This is a genomic window from Pseudomonas sp. yb_9 (assembly GCF_043103635.1).
GTDB classification, from domain to species: Bacteria; Pseudomonadota; Gammaproteobacteria; order Pseudomonadales; family Pseudomonadaceae; genus Aquipseudomonas; species Aquipseudomonas monteilii.
This window is the reverse complement of record NZ_JBICKA010000006.1, coordinates 1-17,679: the sequence shown is the minus strand read 5'-3', so window position 1 is coordinate 17,679 and position 17,679 is coordinate 1. Positions and strand designations below refer to the sequence as shown.

Genomic DNA, 17,679 nt, shown 5'->3' with positions numbered 1-17,679 from the left:
AGACTGCACCTGTCAGGAGAAGAGGGCTGCCCTTTGAAGGGCAGCCACCATTATTGGAACTTCCAGTGCAGGAAGTTTCGGGCATCTACCGGGCTGATCGAGTTATCGTCCAGTCTTCTACCCCAGTGGATGGACAGCGCCGCTTGCGTTCCGTAGTTATCGATCAAGGTAAACTTCAATGGCTGGCTCAGCTGTTCACGCCACTTGATGCCCTGCTGGTCGTACCAGAACTTCATGTCCGGGACCCGTTCAAGCGCCACGAGCAACGTGCCGGCGCTAAAGTGCCCCTGTACAAGGTCCCGCTTCAACGGTGTACCCGCGTGCTGCGACGCCAACAGTTCCATTTCGGCCTGATACTCGATACGCCGCTCAGCGGTTCGCCCCGGCAGCTCGCGCGGCACATAGGCAACACCCACATAACTGGTGAACGTTTCGTCGAGCAACTCGCTTTCATATTCCAAAACAGAAACATGATCGAAGCGCACATCGACGAAGCGTCGCTGCCCCCTGGCACGCAATGTCCAGTAGTGCGTGGTGAAGTGCCAGTAATTGTGGCCATCGATAACGCGCCCCCCCGAATCGAGCACATCGAACCCGTTTTTCTGGGCCACGCGCACGCCAGTGAACGGTTCCAGGTCGGCGATATCCAGTTGCTTGGGTGGCAGCCCACCCAGTTCTACCTCACCGTCGGCATTAGGGTTTTCTACGAAAGAGTCGTGCCAGGCATTACGGTGGCTTTGAAACTTGGCCCGAATCCAACGTACTTCCGCCTCGGTGGTTTGAAGGTAAACCGTGACAATGCGCAACGCCTCTTCCTTACCTTTTACTCCCGCCCCCTTCGACTGCTCTTTGCGCGCTTGCACGTCTTGCGCCTCTTGCGCAGGCACCCGTGCTTCGCCCGCCGGCAAGTAGTCGAAGCGGTTGCGAAACTTGCTGGCGGCCCATTTTTTTCCGCCCGGTACGATCGCCTCGGTGTCAGCGGGCAGCCATTCGATCAAGGTGCCATCCCGATGGGTAAGCTGCAGGGTGGCCAACTCTGCATCGCTTACCGGTTCATACGTGTCGCCATCCTCGCCGGTAAAAGGCTTGGTCTCGATATGAATATCGATAGCCACTTGTTGCCGGCCATTCGCCCAGGCCTTTTTCCTCGTCGTGTCGTTAAGAAAGAGCTTGAATTGACTCAAGGCCAACCAGCGCTGCGAACCGACAAAGTTGTTACGGTAGGCAGCGGCATTGTGTTCGACCACTGCAAGCCCCGCCCGGCCGCGAAACACACCCACCACCACACTGACCTGCCCGGTACTCGCCTCGGGCGCCATGTAATGCCCGTCTACCAGTTCGCCCTCCCCGTACAACTGCCACACGGTGTTCTGCACCGCAGGTCGGTCGCCCCAAGGCACATCCGGGGCCTGCTCGGCGAGTGATTCGGTCAGGGTAAACTGCTGGCCATCTGAAGCAGCCATGTTCGGCACATGGAAGGGTGCGAGCTGCAACGGTGCGGGCATGGACAGAATGATCACCGTCGCATATCCACTGTTGCCCTCCCAGTTGGTCACCTTGATCCGTTGCAGGCGAATGGGCGGGTTATTCGTAGGCTCAGTCGGTGTAAAGATAGCGTGCTGTGTTTCGGAATCACCTTCAGGGTCTCCCACGACGCTGCCGAACTCATCGCCCTCGAGCGCCCACTCCAGTGGGCCACCTTGCGACGCGGTTAGCCGAACGGGCCCATCGCCTTTGCCCCAGATGATCACCCGTGGTGAAATCATCAGGTCTTCGCTGCTTGCGACCACCAACGACGACTTGCTCGCCCCTTCCTGGGCATTGGCAAAATGCGCCTTGACGTTGACCAGGCGCTGCCGACGCCGGAACGTTTTCGCTGCAGGGGCATGGTATTGGCCGGCTTCGATGCTGCCAGAGTCGAGCGGGGTGTTCACATCGAGTGCGGTCCACGCTTTTACGGAGGGCGTCACGACCGTAAAGGCGGCGCTTTTGTCCGCAGCCACTTTGCCCAGGGGCGGTTGCGGCTGGCGAGAAGCGGCAGAAGCGGCGACGTCGCCGAAAACGATCATGTCATGCGGGTTGTGTTCCTCTTGCTCCAGCACCACCCGATAAGCATCGGGCAGCACCAGTTGCTCCAGTGCGACATTGGTGCGACCCTTTGCAATCGGTGCACGCTCTCGGCTGATCAGCAGCGCGCTGGCGTAGTTATCGTTGCCATTCTTGCGGGGCAGCAGGTAGGGCAAGGGGCTGCCAGGCTGGCCAACCTCCCGGCCACCCACCAGTTGCATCAGCACCAGCAGCGCCCCGTCGTCTTCTGGCGATGAGCCGCCACCGGCCCCCTCAGGGGCTTGCTGTGCCACTACCTGGATGCGCCGGGTAGCCAAGGCGTTATGGCCGGAAATGTCGAACTCCAGCACCGCCAAGGGGTTGCTCATTACCCACTCGGTCTTGAGCTGTTCGAGCAGGAATTCTCCCATCCTGACGGCGGCAGTGCTGTTGCCACCCAGCGTGCAACGGGGCTCACTGGCTTCGGTAAGGTCGAGCAAGACCTGGTACTTGTCGAGGTAAGCGTGCGGCTGCACTTTCAAACGACCATACACCTCGAAGCGATAGCCCATGCCCATTTCCAGCACGTGGCTCCTTCGAAATTGCTCGGTGTTACCTGGCAGCACCGTGGACGACACGCACTCCCCGGTGAGCAGTTCCATGCTGACCCTTACCTGCCCCGAAACGCCCAAAGCACCTTTGAAAGACAGCTGAGGCGGGCCTAGCGTCAGTTGCGTGAACGCCACCTTTTCGGTCCTTACGGCCGGCTCGATGAAATATTCACCGTCGATGGCAAGTAACCCGCCACGCTGGTCGAACTGTTCGACGAAAGTTCTCTGCAACCCCTCATTGAGAACATCACGGCCCAATGCCAGCACCGCGCCGCTACCGCGCGTGCTGTCGCCTTTTTTCAGTTCATCGAGGAGTGCCTGCTTGGTGTTAGTAGACATGATCAAGCCCCTGTCACGTTGAGGCTGCTGAAGGCTTTTTTCACGGCTTCCATCGACTCGATCTGCTCGGCGGTGTACTCGACCCGCTCGGCCTGGGTGGGCTGCAAGGCTTTGCTCATCTCTTCGAAGGCCAACGCATCTTCGAAGGTGTATGGCATAGGCACAACAACGTAATTCCACGCAAAGCTATCAAGGCCTACACCGGCAATGATGACCGAATTACCCTCGTCCGCCGCTGGATGGTAGGTACCCTTTGCTTCATCGAGCGTGCCTTTACCCTTGGCCACGAACCATTTGGTCTTTTCAGGTGGCAGATCCGTCGGGTCGCCGCCCCAGCCCTGCACAGCCAGCACCAGCTTCAGTGCCGTACCGTCCTTGGTCATTTTCAAGGTTGCTGCAGTCGGGGACCAAACTACGATGATATCGATGGTCTCCGTGCGACCAGCAGCGGAAACATGGACCTGGTCCAGCTGCATGAGCGATCCCAACACCGGCCCTTGTTCAGGATTCATTTTCGGGGCTACATACACTTTTACAATCTTGTCATCCGGAATATTCAGCTCCTTACGGTCGTCAGCCGTGGGGTCACGCAGTTCGCCTTTGAAGCCGTCACCCTTGGTCCAAGTCAAGCTCGCGCCAACGCTGCCGCCCTCCAGTACGTAGCGCTCTGGTTTGTTTTCACCAGAATAAAGCGCATTGAGCAACTGCGGCCTTACCGCTACAGGCTTGGGCACCACGGTGAACAATGCGCTGCTGCTGTTTTCGCCCACGGTTGCAGTAATGATGACCTGGCGGAACGTACCGGCGATTTTCTCTGCTTTGGGAGCCTTGTATACGCTGTTGACGACTTCGCCCAGGTTTTCAGGCCCCACAGGTTTTTCGGGATCATCCGGGCGCGCGCTCACCGCCCATGTTACCTCCTGCCCTGCCGGGGGGGCGGGCGTGAGCGTGAGCTCTTGTGTATTCTCCGCAGAGAGTGTTAATTCAATTGGGTCGATCGCGAAGGCGGTAAGGGCGGGAGCCAAATCACCCAGTAGCATGACCTCGCCGGGACACGAAAAAGTGTCGGGCATAGAGCGGTGACCGTTGCGGAAGAGCAGACTATTCAGGCGCCAGTAATCAATAGTTTCCACTTTCCCTGTAATGCTCCTCACAACATCCCCGACGTAATTTTTAAAGCTTTCTATAAAAGGCTCAAGACCTTCGTCCAAATATTGATCTTTCTCACCGGTTTGGACGTAAAAAATGGCATCGACTTTCACCTCCCCCTCAACGGCCAGCTCCAATGCACTACCTTCAATCATTTTTGCCGACAGGGCGAATTCTGCACCCCCTCTCATATTAAAAGTATATGAACCCCTGGACCAGTGCTCACCGGCTCTGACACCAAAACTCGCTGTACCCGCCACACCATCATACTCCCATTTACCCATTACCCCACGTTCACCAGCCGTAAACGAGAGCACCCCACCAGCAAAAAGAACATCTATCTGAAAGTAAAATCTAGGTTCATTTATAATACTGTACCCACCCTCAACCCTAAACCCTCCCCCCTTAGCACCAATCACAAACCCATCACTATCTTCAACATACGTGACAGGAGCTGGAACGTAGTAACCACTACGAATCTTGTAGAACAATTCTGTCAAAGCGCTTGCCGCATACGCGTAACTGCTCATTACAATCCCTGCCGAATATACCCCCCCCGACTCACGCGAGGGCAACAAATACGGCATTAGCTTATCTTCATCCGGAAAGTCTCCATTTTCAGCACCATTGAACGCTACCCCAACAATAATGGCACCCTCTTCCAACTCTGCCTGATTAGTACTGGGCACCGCTTTACCCGCTCTGGCCAAGGAGTGCGTGCGCAGCCTGAACGTTGTCGGACTCAGGTTTCCCTCCATCGGTTCCAACCTGCTCAACTCCCAAGTCTGCTCACCCCGCCCTGGGTCCTTAAACCTATCCTGTATAAGCTGCCCCAGTTTTGTATTCAGCTCTTTCCACTGGCTCACCTCAAAGTAATAGCTGTTACTTTGCGACAGGTCCAGATACACGCGACCATCTTCATCAACTACCCCGCCTGCACCATCGTTGAGCTTTATATTCATCTTGACGCGTGGCGCGGTCAGCGGGTCCAGATGCGATATACCGACCAGCGTCGGCAACTCCGCCCCGGGTACGCGGCTCCACTCGGTCAACTTGCCGCCGATCACAGGAATACTCAAGGCGGCCATGGAGCCCCCTATGTTCGAGTTCTCAAACGACAGCACCGGTGTACCAAAAGCAAAGTTTTCCAACCGTGAATACTTGCCGGTCTCGGTTTCCAACTCATCTGAAATGGGTTCGATCCAGGCTCCACTGTCCGACCGCAGGATATGTTCCTGCATCAGCAAAAGATTGGCTTTTTGACGGTCATAGATCAAAAATGCGCCCCAGCCGCGGGTGCGCGGAGCCTCTGCCATGTAAGTGTAAAGTTCAGAAAAAGTTGGTCTGGTCATGATCATTCTCCAGTAACGTGGGTGCACGGCCACCTAGGGCCCTGCAGATGAAAAAAAGTCAACAATGAAAATTACGGGTTGAGCGGATATGACTGCGACCTGAACTTCAAAAAGAACTCCCCGCCGTTGAAGCTCACCCGGGCATACAACGTAAAACGCTCGCCCACTTTCAACTTCATGAATTCCGACCTGGGCAGCATTTCACCCACACCGGTGCGTGCTTCGTCGGCCGTCACTGGCTTCGCATCCCTGACCGTAAAGCTCACAGGGTTGTTTTGCAGGTCTACCCCTTCCATCACAATCGTCAGCAGTTGCCCGGGTGCAATGAACATCCAGGTGCCCATCTGCAACCTGGCCCCCGCTGCTGGTAACTGACTGAGGTACACCGGGCCATCGGGCAAGTCGACGGTCGGCAATGTCGCGTTATCCAGTGGTTTGATACGCAACTTGTAAGGCGGCGAGTCGGTGTAGTTGTCTTCATCCCTCACCAGCCTGAAGAACACATTAAAACGAACACTGACATCTACAGGCGAACGCCCCATGTTGGCGGGTACATACGCGGGCGGAATCAGGAAGCGCAACGGCTTATCAGGGGAAACCGGTGCTTTCGCCACATATTCGCCAAGCGCGGTAGCGCCAGACCAGTGCACATGCAGCTCCTCACCCGGCAGCACATTACCGGCAGGCACATTGATATACACACCCGAAGTGGACAGATCAGCCAATATGTTGCCGCTGTCGGCTGCGCCGTCGCCCGTGGCGCCTTCTACCACGGGCACTGGCAGGTCGCGTGCACTTTGCACGTCAACTTGCAGCACTTGCGAACGCAACCCCTCGCCCTCGCGGCCATACAAGTAGGAAACACTTACCGTGGTGCCTTGGCTTTTACTCAGGGCTTCTCGGCCGATCAGGAACGCTATCGAGTCGACAGCCCGCATGCTCGGGTCGACACGCGCCGATGGCATATACTGCAGGCCCCCGGCGCCAGGGACCGACCATAGCAGGGTCAGGTAGTCGGAGTCCGCGATGCCGGGGTAGGCAGGCAGCTTGACCAGCAGACCATTCGGCGATTTGTCCGGGTCCAGCGGGTCACCTTCGTTATACCCATCAATGGCGGGCTTGCTGAGGTAGCCAGGCAAACTGCCTTTGGAGTCAACGTCCAGCCGCTGCACCGGTGATTTAAGGCGCCCACCCACTGCGAACTCGATCTCGTAGGAGGCCAGTACATAGCCTGGGTCGATCCAGTCAAAGTAACTTTTAGGGACCACATCACTGATAGCGTCTTGCACGAAGTGTTTTTCCCCGACGGTGACGACTTTTTTCCAGGTGTCGTCGAGCGTGCCGTCTGGCTCGTAGCACGCTACCGTCAAGGTAACCTTGTCGTTCACCTGCATGGCCTGGTAGCGGGGCACCATCACACTCATCCCGCTGCTTGGCAACTGGTTGGGCTGAATGATCAGGCCATGGGAGTGAACCACTTGCAGGACTGACAATGCTTCAACTTGGCCTCGGGGCCTGATGCCTATGTAACTAAAAGTTCGAAGCGATTGAGCTTCGGGCCTGGGGCCGTCCGCCACGCGGGTATATGAATAAAATGCCTCGCCGCCTGCGGCGCCTGTAATATAGCTATTACCAATAACTACTTTCATACCATCGATCAAATCAGGTGCCTTGACAGTGAACGTCCCGGTAAAATCATAACCTTCACCCGCAGCACCTCGCCCCAGCCAGCGCACCAACACTTCATCGTCAACAGCCATACCGGTATAGTTGACCCAGGTCTCCAGGTCCTGACTGCCAAGTTGATCAAGATCAATCTCATTGAATGCCGTCAAACCCTCGATGGTGGGCGCCTCCAGGGTTTCACCTTCTCTTATTCGCTCATTCATATATAAAACTTCCAAAAAATTGGCGAACGCCTGCCGCTTGCACAAAGAATCCCGTGCACCCGTCAATTAAATAGATGATCGCGTTATGCCAGTGCCTGTTGCCCAGCTCGGTGATCTGCCAGCACATTTTTAGAACAGCCAACCTGCCCCCGCAACTGGCAAAAATAACAGGTAGCCCATACACCGCCTGCGGTGCCGGACGCGCGTACACCTAGTAGTTTTGCCAGGTGCGTGGGAGGGGCTTTTTTTTTAGGCTTCGCGGTAGACAGCTTGTCGTGGATGTCCACTGACCACGGCCAAAGGGCTTATTACGCCCCTGACGACACCCCATACAGGGCCATGCGCTGAACACAGGCTATTCAACGGCTACCGCCCCCCAGGAACCCGCACCATGGCAACTACATCGAATGCTTTCAATTTTTCCAGTTTCATGCAGAGCAGCGTCGACCCTCGAACGGGCCTGTACACGTTGTCCATTGCCCTTCCGGCGTTGAATGCCAACGACCATTGCGGCCCGGACCTGCCCTTGCAATTGAGCTTCAGCCCAATGAGCAATGAAAACAACGGGTTTGGCATTGGCTGGAACCTGAAACTCAGTAGTTTCAATACCACCACCGGGATGCTCTCACTGCACACTGGCGAATCGTTCAAAGTTGCAGACAATGGGCCTGGCAACGCACCCGTCATCGAAGAGCGGAAACTGGACAGTTTTCGTTTCAGCAACATCAGCAAAGGCAACAGAACACGTATTCGCACTGCCCATAAAGGCGGCCTTGTTGAAATACTTGAGCCCCAGGCAAATGACGCGACTACCGCTGTACCTGTTCGGGTAATGGGCGCCGCGGGCCATGGCGTGACTCTCGGCTACGACACAACCCGCAGCAAGGCACGGCTGCAATCCATCGTCGATGACACTGGCCGCTTGCTGCTTGAAATAAAATACCCCACCGATTTCCGCGCAGAGTTCACGGTCAACCCAACCACACGCAACCCGGCCACATACCTGCTCGACCTGGAAAATAACCAACTCAAAAGAATCACATTGCCCACTTCCAGTGATGAATACTGGGAAATGAAGTACAAGATTTTCGACACACTGCCTTTTCTGATCAGTGTCGAAAACCCCGACAAAGGCATAGACACAATCAGTTACCACGAAGGCAACGCGGGCCATAAATACCCAGGTATTCAGCGGTACCTGCCTTCGGTCGATGAACACTGGGTCAAGCCTGATGTGCGCGATAGCAGCACGCACATACTGACCAAATACACGTACTCCACCAATAACTTTTTGGGCAACGGCACCGGCTTGGTTTACGGCAATGAAGACGGTACGGACCAACTCTACCGGTTTACCGGCCATACCTTTGAATACGCCTCTACCGCCGAGCATTACCGGGATGGCGAACGCTACCGAACGGTCGTGAGTACGTTCAACCGTTTCCATTTGATGACGTCCCAGGCCACCACGGACAACGGCTGCGTCGAAACCGTCACCACGAAGTACCACGAAAAGGAAAACTTGCCGTTCAAGGACCAGCCTGCGTACTTCCAGCTTCCTGCTACCGTGACCAAATCCTGGGCGATGGAGGGTGACCCAACGGTCGGCGACGAGGAAATCACGACGACCACCTACGACGACTATGGCAACTTGCTGACCGAGGTTAAACCTGACGGCACACGCATGGTACGTACCTACTACCCTGGTACGGATGACCCGGAAGGCTTCGAACGCAACCTCAAGTCCGTCACCATCTACCCTGCCGCCCCGTCCAGCCCGAACGAACCGCTGGCCCAGACCCTGAGCAGTGAATACACCTATGCCAGCCTGCCCCCGCTGCCACAAGACCCCGACTGGAAGATGCAGGCCTGGCTGTCCCTGGAGCAGGAGGACATGTTCGAGGGCGTGGGTACCGGGCGCAAGTTGCTGAACCGCAAAGTGCGCCGCTACCTGAATAAAACCGACAACCCGTTCCTGCACGGCCGGGTTGACCAACAAGAGTTGCAGGTCAACGGGTTCACGACCACCAGCAGATGGAAGTACGAAAAGGTCAATGATGACGCGGGCCAGCTCACCTGGAGCCGCAGCACCGAAACCTTCACTGACCATACCCGTACGCTGGAAAAGAAAACGGCCACCACCTACTCCCTGCATAACGGCCAGGTGGTGCTGGAGCACGATGCCAATGGCATATTCACGCGCTATGACCACGATGTGCTGGGCCGCGTCACCTCGGAAACCGCCAGCCCCGGCACCGCTTTCGCCACGACCCGTACTACCGCCTACAAGCTGCTTGACGATGACGGGCGTAAACGCGCCTGCGAAGAGGTTACCGACAGCAAGGGCGTGATCACCCGCACCGTATTCGATGGTAGCCGCCGCCCGGTCAGGCAGGAGCGTGAAGCCAAGGATGCGGTCACCGGGAAGATTGTCAAACGCACGGTTGCCGAGCTGAAATATGACTCGGCTGGCCGCCTGGAGCGTGAAACCAGCTATGACTACCTGCCGGCCAAAGACGATGCAGCAGAGCCCCGTGTGCTCAAATTGCAGTCATCCTACCGCTACGACAGCTGGGGCCAACGCTGCGAAACGGTGCGCCCCGATGGCATCCGGGAATGTGTCGAAACCTCGCCGCTGGAACCTGGTGGCCAGCGGGTGACCCGCTGGATCGAGAGCCCGAACAAGCCAGAGCAGAGGCTGCAACAGACTGTCAGCAAACTTAACCGCTTCTACAAGCCGGTTCATGAGTACCGTCTGCTGGAGGAGGAGGTAGACACCCCTGAGGGGGGCAAGAAACGCGTTGCCCGCCAGGCTGGCCGCACAGACTACACCTATGACGGCCTAGGCCGCTGCCTGAGCCGTACCGAGACGATTCAGGCCCCCGAAGGCAATAACCAGTCCATCCAGCGCACCAACCGGTTCACCTATGATGCCCTGGGGCGTATGGCCAGCAATGAGCGGCCAGACGGTGCCATCCTGTTGCGCACGTTCGCCCCTCACAGCATGGGCGAGCTGGTCACCGCACTGCATTTGAAAGCGCACAGCGATGCACCTGAACAGGTGCTGCACGAGCGCAAATTCGATGGGCTTGGCCGCGTCGAGCGCATGACCGTGGGTGCTCGGGTGGAGGCGTACACCTATCAAGGCACCACACACCTGGTCGACAAACGCACGCTCTTCAGCCTGGACACAACAACCAAAGGCACACGCAAGCGGATTATCGGTTATGAATACAAGCAGGAACTGACCGATCAGCCCAGCAAACTTGTTGCATCGCTCGAAGACGAGGACAGCCCCGCACACCTGAAGAGCCAACTGGTTGCAGACTTTGGCTATGACCCGAAAAGCGCGGAAATCACCGAAGCCAGTAATGCGCTGGGTAAACGCCGTTATGTATACACCGACCAGGGCGACCTGTGCGAAGAACACCTGACCGACACCGACGGTACGCCTTACAGCGCCACCTACCAGCAGTCCTGGCAAGGCCTGCCAACGCAGCACAAGCACAGCGATGGCCTGGCCCGTGATTACGATTATGACGAGCACGGCCGGCTCACGACGGTGACACAGGGCAAGGTGGTGTCGACACTGACCTACAACGAAGACACCGGTTTGCTGGAAACCACCGAGACCCGCGACACCACCCACCCCACCCCTGAGCAACAACCTGTCACCCTGTGCATTCAGGCCTACGATAGCCTGGGCAGGGAGACCCTCCGGACATTGAGCGTCAACGGCAAGGTGCGCACACTGGAACACGTGTGGCTGGACAACGACATGCTGCATTCGCGCACCCTTTGGCAAGGTGAGCAAAAACTGCGTGAGGAAACATTCGAGTATGACGACCTCGGTCGCCTGACCAAATACGATTGCCCCATCCAAACCGCGAGTGGCCGACAAATTACCAGCCAGCTGTTCAGGTTTGACGCTGTAGACAATATCGAGCGTTGCCGCACCACGTTCAGTGACGGCGAGCGGGACGACGCGAACTTCACCTACTGTGCTCACGACAGCTTCAGGCTGGAAAAGGTCACGCATACCCTGCCGCCTGAAGGTTGCCCGGCGGAGCAAACATTCAGCTACGACGAGCAGGGCAACATGCTCAACGATGAGCGTGGCAACGCGCTTTACTACGACAGCCTTGGCCGCCTGCACCAGGTACAGGATGCCAATGGCACGGTAACGGCGCAGTATGGCTATGACGGGCATGACCAGTTGCTGTATTCCGGTACTGGCGCGCACAAGGTACAGCGCCGCTATGAAGCGCATCGCCTGGACAGCCTTGTGGAAGACGGCCTGCTCACCGAGTACCTGCATGTTGGCGGCCAACCCCGGGCGCAGCAACAAGCCGGGGCCAGCACACTGCTGCTTACCGACCATGCCGGCAGCGTGAACACCGAGCACGATGCAGACGGCACCCGGCATGCCCACTATGCCCCTTATGGTGAACAACAGCCCGAGGACGCTGACCAGCAAATGCGCAGCCTGTTGGCGTTCAACGGCGAAGCCCGTGAGCGCGCCTTTGACTGGTACCTGCTGGGCAGTGGTTACCGGGCCTATAACCCAGGCTTGATGCGCTTCCACAGCCCCGACTCGTTACCGCCTGAAGAAGCCGGCCTCAACCCGTACACCTACGCCTTGGGCAACCCGGTTTACTGGCACGACCCAACTGGCCACCGCGCGGAGCCCGCAGCACGAGGCCGCCAGGCACCGCTGGAGCGCTTCAAGGAAGAAGAACAGCCCAAGGTGCCCTGGTATGCCTGGCTTGGCGTCGCCGTCGCCGCAGCCATTTTCGTTGCATCGGCGATAGCCATGCCATGGTCGGCACCGGCTAGTATCGGCTTGACCACCAGCTATGTCATTGGCGTGGTCGGCGTGGCGGCCAACGGTGTTGCCCTGGGCATGCAGGCAGCAGCGACAGCGGTCATGTACAGCGACCCGGAACAGTCCAACCTGCTGTATCAGCTCAGCAATGCTTTCGCGGTTATCGGCATGTTTGCCGCCGGGTACGGCGCCGCTGCCACGAAAGCGGCGGTGAGGGCAGCGAAATCCGCAGCGCAGGGCGCGCAAGCGGCACCTGCGGTGGCAAACGCAGGTGGGAAGGTCATAGTTCAGAACATTAACTCGGAGTCGACCAACACAACCATTATCAATCAAATCAAAAAATTTACCGTTGCCCGCTCACGTCGCACGGTACGCCCGAGTACCGGCTACGCTCGTGCTGAGGCAACCCCACACAGCTCACCAGCCTTAACATCAACATCAACATCAACATCAACATCAACATCAACAAGCACTAGCCCCACGGTGCTTGAGCCGACAATGGCCAATGGCCCTGGACAAGTCCGTGAAGCGATAACGACAGTGAGTGAGACCTCCAGGGTGATTAACCAGTCAACCGGTGCGCCAGCAAGCCCATGGGGTCATTTCATTGTGGGTCGAAACAAAGGGCGAGATTACGGACCTGTAGGCACAGGACAGTTTGGCCCTCTCTAGAAACGCCGATACCCGAAGCCCGCCGCTAGAAGGCAGCGGGCTTCTTCACTGCAGCATCTTTGAATACAAAGCACGCCATACACCAGAATTTTCCGACATACCAAGTCTCGCCCTCCCGCTTACCCTGCCCCCCGCCTGTAAACCGTGACCCGGCAGCCAAACCTGCCCTGACACCCATCCATTTCCAGCACCAGGCGCCTACCACGAGCCTACCTGTGCATCGTCCGTAGACGCCGCCCAGGAAACGCTCATGCCCCAGCTCGAACGGCGCAGACTTTTGCCGTTGCGCCTGCGCCTCGCCCCGCTGCCGCCACTGCTTGGCAGTTGCCTGGCGCTGACCCTTGCCCACCCAGCCCTGGCCAACCAGGCCGACATCGCCTTCCAGCCCGGCTTCATGCGCCAAGCCCCTGGCCAGCCAGCCGACGCCGGAGCCTTGGCCCTGCAAAACCTTGCCGCCCAGACCCGCCTGCCGCCAGGGCGCTACCGGGTGCAGCTCACCCTTAACCTCAGCCCCCTGCACGAACAGGACATCGACTTCATCGAAGGCCCAGATGGCCAGGGTTTGCAGCCCTGCCTGACCAGCACGCTACTGCGCACCCTCGACCTGCGCGAACAGGCCCTGGATGCCCCCCTGCCTGACGACGACACCTGCCTCGACCTGGCGCAACGGGTGCCACACGCCAGCGTCGACTTCGACCCCGCGCAGTTGCGCCTGTCGCTGTCGATCCCGCAGATCGCCCTGCGCCAGGACCGTTCGGGCAGCGTGCCCGAGGCGCAATGGAGTAACGGCATCAACGCTGCCTTCATCAGCTACCAGGCCTCGGCACAGCACAGCAGCCAGCGTGGCCGGGGCAACCAAAGCAGCCAGGACCTGTACCTGGACAGCGGCATCAACCTGGGCGCCTGGCGCCTGCGCAGCAAGCAGGCGCTGCGCGACGAGGCCGACGGGGCACGCCACTGGACCCGCAGCGACACCTATGCACAGCGCGACCTGCCAGGCCTGCAGGCCAACATCACCTTGGGCGAAACCTTCACCAACAGCGACATGTTCCGCAGCGTACGCTTCACCGGTGCACGCGTGGCATCCGACACGGGCATGCTGCCCGATGCCATGCAGCATTACGCCCCAGTGATCCGCGGCGTGGCCCAGAGCCGCGCCAAGGTAGAAATCCTGCACAATGGCTATCCTATCTATTCCAGCTACGTGGCCCCCGGGCCCTACGCCATCGATGACCTCAGCGTAGGCTCTGGCCATGGCGAGCTGGAGGTGGTCATCACCGAGGCCGATGGCCAGGTCCGCCGTTTCACCCAACCCTATTCCAGCATGGGCACTCTGCTACGCGACGGTGTATGGCGCTACAGCGCGACCGTGGGCCGCTACGACGGGGCCGAGCAGCTCGACGATCCGCTGTTCTGGCAAGCCACACTGGCCCGAGGCGGTGCCTGGGATACCACCCTCTACGGCGGCCTGCTTTCCAGCGAATACTACAAGGCCAGCGTGCTGGGCCTGGCCCGCGACGTCGGCAATTTGGGGGCATTGTCGTTCGATGTGACCCGCTCTTCCACCGACCTGGGCGGTACACTGGGCGAACCCCAGGGCCACAGCTTTGCCCTGCGCTATGGCAAGAGCTTCCCCACCCGCACCAACCTGCGCTTTGCCGGCTACCGCTACTCGACCGAGGGCTACCGCGACTTCGACGAAGCCGTGCAACAGCGCAGCCATGCCAGCAGCTACCTGGGCAACCGGCGCAGCCGCCTGGAAGCTTCGGTGTACCAAACCGTGGGTGAGCGCAGCACGCTGAACCTGACGTTTTCCCAGGACACCTACTGGCAAACCAGCAACCAGCGCCGCCAGTACCAGCTGCAATACACCACCCGCGTAGGCAAAGTGTCGGTCAACCTGTTCGCCTCCCAGGCATTGAACTCGCAAAACGACGACAGCCGCATGTTCGGCCTGAGCCTCAGCGTGCCACTGGACTTCGGCCGACAGCACCAAGCCAGCTTCGACCTGCGCAACGACGGTGGCAAAACCAGCGAACGCGCCAGTTTGAGCGGCGGCTTGTTGGACAACCAGCTCAGCTACAGTACCTCGCTGAGCAACGACGGCCAGGGGCGCAGCAGTGGTGGGATGTCGGTCAATTACCAAGGCAGCCTGGCCAATGTCGGCATGGGTTACAACCAAGGCAGCGATTACCGCACCCTTTCGGTGAATGCCAGCGGCGCCATCATGCTGCATGGCGATGGCGTGGCACTCGGCAGCCAACTGGGCGAAACCATGGCCCTGGTACATGTGCCCGACGTGGCCGGCGTCGGTGTGCAGAACACCCCTTCGGCGCGCACCAATGCACAGGGTTATGCGCTGGTGCCGTACCTGCGCCCCTATCGCCTGAATGCACTGGTGCTGCAAACCGACGACGTGTCGCCGGAAGTGGTGATTGGCAACGCCAGCCAGCACGTGGTGCCGCGCCGGGGTGCGGTGGTCAAGGCCAGCTACACCGCCGAGCATGTGGCACGCCTGGTGCTGACCTTGCGCCAGGCCAACGGCCAACCCGTGCCGTTTGGCGCCCAGGTACTCGATGCCAACGGCCAGAGCCTGGGGGTGGTCGGCCAGGCCGGGCAGGCGCTGGTGTCCACCCGCACCACAGGCCCACAGGCCATACGTGTGCTGTGGGGCGACGCCAGCGATAACGCCTGCCCACTGATTATCGACCCGCAAGCACTTGCGCAAAACGGTGGCTACCGCCTGCAAACCCTGCACTGCCAACCGCCTCAGGCCAGCGGCCAGACCCGCCTGCCCGGCGACAATATCCAGGAAACGCTGTGATGACCGTGTTTACATTCCCCCCCCGCCGCCGCATGCGGCTGGCCGCCTGCTGCCTGGCCCTGGGCCTTGGCGCTGGCAACGCGTACGCAAGCTGTAGCTTCTCGACGGGCGCCACCTACATGACCTTCGAGCGTGACATCGGGACATTCTGGGTACCCCGCGATGCTGCAGAGGGGACCGTGATCGGTACCAGTTCAATAACCAAAAGCAGCAATGAAGGCGCGATAGCCAGGTGCGTATGGGACCCCGCCAACCCCCCCAAGTCAACGCTCCCCAACACCGCGGCCATCTTCGCTGGAAGCTTGCCACCTATCGGTGGCAAGAACATCGATGGCCATGTCATGGAAACCAACATCCCCGGCATTGGGGTCTACATAGAGCTTGGTTCACCGTTTGACGGGGTGGCCAATAACTCCTTCGTTCCCGATTCCGGCAGCCGCCCCGTCATCCCTTACAGCGGCACCATGCGCGACCAGCCGTTCAACACCGAATTGTCGACCATCAGGGGGCAGGCCTGGCTCATCAAGACAGGGCCGATCGCCCCCGGTCCCCAGCGTATCAATGGCGAGCTGTTTCATGGCTATATGCATAACCTGGGTAAAATGATGGAGTTCCGCCTGAGCGCAACGGTGAACCAGGCGCAGTGCTCCCTGAAAGCCGACGCGGTAAGCGCCGACCCTGTGCAACTGGGCAGCCATCCGCTGGCAGATTTCAAAGGGGTGGGCAGTACCACCCCGGCGGTACCGTTCAATATCAGGCTCAGCGACTGCGAAGATGCCAGCGCCCCCAACCCCACCCCCGCCAACGTTCACCTGATACTGGACGGTGCGAACGGCTCGGTACCTACCGTTCCGGCCGAAGGACGCTTCAGCCTGGGCACGCTGTCCGATGCCGCCGGGATTGAAATCCAGCTGTTGCGCGGTGATGGCAGCCCCATGCCACTGCAATCCGACGAATCGGTCAAGCCGGTGAGTATCGGCATCACCCAGCTGGACTTTCAGGCACGCTATTACCAGAGCGCACCCACTGTAAAGCCAGGCGTCGCCGAAGGGGGCCTGACCTTTACCGTCACCTACAAATAACGCGCAAAAAAAGGTCGCAGGGAATACCCTGCGACCTGTGCAAAGTTGAAAATTAAACGAACAGAATCGAGTAGGAGGCGGGTCACACCCGCCGCCCTCTCACATCAGCGTGCTTACGGTTCCGTACACGGCGGTTAGCGGACGAAGCGATGGCCCCGCCGTTCTAGTATGCGGTCAAGTTCGTCGAGCAGGATATTCGACAGCAGCGACTACGGCTTCGGCTGACTTCTGCATGCTCATCCCGGCGCCTCACGACGCTCGGTAGCACAATGGCAAACGTACAGATCTCCCAGAGTAATTCGCGTGACCTTCCTGCTTATGCCTGTCGGATCTACGTCACAGCGTTCAGGTATTGGGCTTTGGCGATTGTTGCCGCCTAACCCCGCTGTGCCGCCTGATCCGCTTCATGTTCGTCAGGCCAGCATTTTGCCTCTGGCTAACACTTCCCCTTGCCGGGTGTGAACGGGCGCTTCCTGCTGCGACAACTCGAAGGGACAAAAGCTGAGATGTCGCCGGCCGTGACCGCTTACAACCTCAAGCGAGCGATCAGCGTCCTGGGTGCCAAGAAAATGATGCAGCTGATGGGCTGAAGAGCCTTTTTCAGCACAAAAACAAACGCCCCGAACAAGTCGGGGCGTTTGGTCTAAGACCTTTCAGTGTGTTTTCACACAGCCTGTCCGGCCTCTTTTTCTGGATAATCACAACGTTTCAAGGAAACCTGTGAATTTATGTTTGGAGCGGGAAACGAGACTCGAACTCGCGACCCCGACCTTGGCAAGGTCGTGCTCTACCAACTGAGCTATTCCCGCATTTTGAAGCTTTTAACGCTTTCGGCGTGAAGCACCATGAAGACCTTCACCACCACTGCACCGCATAGACGCCACAGTATT

At 58.7% G+C, this 17,679-nt stretch carries 6 protein-coding genes and 1 tRNA gene; 3 read left to right on the top strand and 4 right to left on the bottom strand.

All coding sequences use genetic code 11. From position 1 onward, the window contains the following. Positions 1–50: 50 nt before the first annotated feature. The 3 genes from ACF8MI_RS00380 to ACF8MI_RS00370 all read right to left on the bottom strand — a co-directional run bounded on the left by ACF8MI_RS00380 (position 51) and on the right by ACF8MI_RS00370 (position 7,401). Entirely contained in the window at positions 51–2,996 is a 2,946-nt protein-coding gene (locus ACF8MI_RS00380) for a hypothetical protein (protein ID WP_200929180.1), read from the bottom strand. Between the two features lie 2 nt (positions 2,997–2,998). Further along, positions 2,999–5,497, bottom strand: coding sequence for a hypothetical protein (locus ACF8MI_RS00375; protein WP_200929179.1), 2,499 nt, complete (start codon positions 5,495–5,497; stop codon positions 2,999–3,001). A gap of 71 nt (positions 5,498–5,568) precedes the next feature. Beyond that, a complete protein-coding gene (locus ACF8MI_RS00370) occupies positions 5,569–7,401 on the bottom strand; it encodes a hypothetical protein (RefSeq protein WP_156342122.1) in 1,833 nt (610 codons plus the stop codon). A 376-nt stretch (positions 7,402–7,777) separates the two neighbouring features. On the opposite strand from ACF8MI_RS00370, the gene ACF8MI_RS00365 reads away from it, so the two are divergent. The 3 genes from ACF8MI_RS00365 to ACF8MI_RS00355 all read left to right on the top strand — a co-directional run bounded on the left by ACF8MI_RS00365 (position 7,778) and on the right by ACF8MI_RS00355 (position 16,789). After that, positions 7,778–12,883 carry an RHS repeat-associated core domain-containing protein gene (locus tag ACF8MI_RS00365; RefSeq protein ID WP_392517278.1) on the top strand — a complete coding sequence of 1,702 codons (5,106 nt, stop codon included), beginning with the start codon at positions 7,778–7,780 and terminating at the stop codon, positions 12,881–12,883. Between the two features lie 250 nt (positions 12,884–13,133). Then, positions 13,134–15,707 (top strand): fimbria/pilus outer membrane usher protein, encoded by a 2,574-nt coding sequence (locus ACF8MI_RS00360; RefSeq protein ID WP_200929178.1) that lies wholly within the window; start codon positions 13,134–13,136, stop codon positions 15,705–15,707. Next, positions 15,707–16,789: a fimbrial protein gene (locus ACF8MI_RS00355; protein WP_104835350.1), complete on the top strand. Its 1,083-nt coding sequence runs from the start codon at positions 15,707–15,709 to the stop codon at positions 16,787–16,789. The genes ACF8MI_RS00360 and ACF8MI_RS00355 overlap by 1 nt, the downstream gene beginning before the upstream one ends. 733 nt (positions 16,790–17,522) lie before the next feature. Here ACF8MI_RS00355 and ACF8MI_RS00350 read toward each other — a convergent pair. After that, positions 17,523–17,598, bottom strand: a tRNA-Gly gene (locus tag ACF8MI_RS00350). Positions 17,599–17,679: the final 81 nt, after the last annotated feature.

Bases quoted from the DNA above. Each gene is read 5' to 3' on its own strand.
- ACF8MI_RS00380 (WP_200929180.1), bottom strand. From the start codon at position 2,996: ATGTCTACTAACACCAAGCAGGCACTCCTCGATGAACTGAAAAAAGGC.
- ACF8MI_RS00375 (WP_200929179.1), bottom strand. From the start codon at position 5,497: ATGACCAGACCAACTTTTTCTGAACTTTACACTTACATGGCAGAGGCT.
- ACF8MI_RS00365 (WP_392517278.1), top strand. From the start codon at position 7,778: ATGGCAACTACATCGAATGCTTTCAATTTTTCCAGTTTCATGCAGAGC.
- ACF8MI_RS00360 (WP_200929178.1), top strand. From the start codon at position 13,134: ATGCCCCAGCTCGAACGGCGCAGACTTTTGCCGTTGCGCCTGCGCCTC.
- ACF8MI_RS00355 (WP_104835350.1), top strand. From the start codon at position 15,707: ATGACCGTGTTTACATTCCCCCCCCGCCGCCGCATGCGGCTGGCCGCC.